Here is a 2,013-nt window from a genome sequence, read left to right on the forward strand (position 1 = left end):
GACTTTTGCGAGGCAATTGTTACTGTTACCGATACTACAGCCCCGGTTTATATTGGCAAAGAATTACTAACCTATTATGCCTCCGACACCACTTGTTCTGCACAAGTTTCACTTACTGCCGGACAGAACACGCAAGAGCTAATCTATTCAGAAACGTTTAATCAAAACAACAACTATTGCCCCGGTTCTTCGCAATATGATAACTGGGTAAATATCAGAAACCAGATTGATCCTGACGAAGTTCTCCAAATCCGGGCAAGTAGTTCTGCATCTCCCGAAACATTCGTACTGGATGACGTGGGATTGGCGAAACAAATTGCACAGGCTTTTAAAGATGGAACCGACCTATCTGTTCCCGCGCTTGATGGTAATGTTTGGACAGTTGGCACCAACTGCTCCACAGGCTGCTCAAGTCCCTTTGATGCCGTTGAGCTAAATGTTAATGTTAACTCAACATGTGCCTGTGGAGGAGCCTCAAGTAGCATTACTTTCAGGCCTTGCATCGGAAATAATAACTGGGGAGGTTTCGGAGCAAGTACTTGTGGTGCAGCAACACAAACCCTGACACTTGTGTTTTTAACCGGTGCTGACATATCTTATGCTGACAATTGTAACGTCACAAGAACGCTGGTTTCAGGCTTAAATGATACGGATGATTACCCGGTTGGGACAACAACCAATACATACCGCTTAGAAGACCAGCAAGGCAACTTTATCATACAGGATGTACTTATTGAGGTTTTGGACACCATAAAACCCATTGTTCTATGTAAAGACACACTTATTCCGCTCGGACAAAGCGGAACCACTACACTTACTGCCAGTCAACTTGATGGCGGCTCTTTCGACAATTGTGCCATTGATACCATGTGGCTCGACAAATACGATTTTACTGCCGCTGATGCAGGACCGAATACCGTTACCTTAAGTGTGCAGGATTTAAGCGGAAATATTTCCACCTGTACTTCTACCGTCACTCTTGATGCTATTCCTCCCGAAATCACGTGCAAAAACATCGAAACCTTACTGGGCGATAACGGGATATCAAAAATATATCCCTTGTATGTTATCAAAGAAGCATCCGATAACGACGGAATTGCATCTTATTCACTCGATGTTTCAAAGTTTGACTGTTCCGATATTGGCCCCAACAACGTGGTGTTAAGCGTTAGCGATTTTGCAGGAAACGTGTCGACCTGTACCGCAACTGTAACCGTTTACGACAACACGGCACCCGAAGCGATTTGCCAAAACATTGAAGTTTCGCTAAACGCCCAGGGTGTGGCAGAAATCGATCCATCCATGATCGACAACGGATCTACTGACGAATGCGAAATCGTTTCGATGATGCTTTCGCAAAGCATGTTTACTTCTGATGACCTGGGAGAAAACACGGTTACGCTTACCGTAAGCGATGTCGGCGGAAATGAAGCCTCCTGCGAAGCCAAAGTAATGGTAAAAGATGAGATCGCCCCGGTGGCAGCATGCACTCCAATCAGTATTTGGCTGTCATCTGATTCGTATACTCTTTCGGATGAAGACATTTTCATGATTGCCGGTTCAAGTTCTGACAATGCATCTTCGTACGAAAACCTTCAGATTGAAATCATGCCTTCAATGTTTGACTGCTCCAACATTGGCGATACAATTCCGGTAAGCGTCAGCGTTACCGACGAGGCAGGAAACAAATCAACCTGTAATACGATGGTGTATGTGCATTCGGCACTCGAAAATCAAATCGGTGACATTGAAATCAGTTTAGGCGAAGGGATGTGTGAAACAAGCATCGACTACCCCGAAGTCCTTTCACCGGCATCCTGCGCAACACTGACCCAACTCGAAGGACTGGGTGCAGCCGGTTTGTTCCCCGTTGGAACAACGCTTGAAAGCTGGGAAGTAATGTACAACAACCAAAAAGACACGGTTTCTTTTTCGGTGATTGTAAGTTCTCAAAATGCCAATCCAACCCTCGATCCGATTGCGGATATCGACACCACCGGGCAGGTTCCGCAG

1 protein-coding gene is annotated in these 2,013 nt (G+C 45.6%); it reads left to right on the forward strand.

Annotation, left to right across the window (positions count from 1 at the left end):
* Positions 1-2,013, forward strand: a 2,013-nt coding sequence (locus D1614_RS25785) for a hypothetical protein (RefSeq protein ID WP_206610135.1), incomplete at both ends; no start/stop codon positions are given.

The organism is Maribellus luteus, assembly GCF_003576475.1.
In the GTDB taxonomy this organism is placed as follows: domain Bacteria; phylum Bacteroidota; class Bacteroidia; order Bacteroidales; family Prolixibacteraceae; genus Draconibacterium; species Draconibacterium luteum.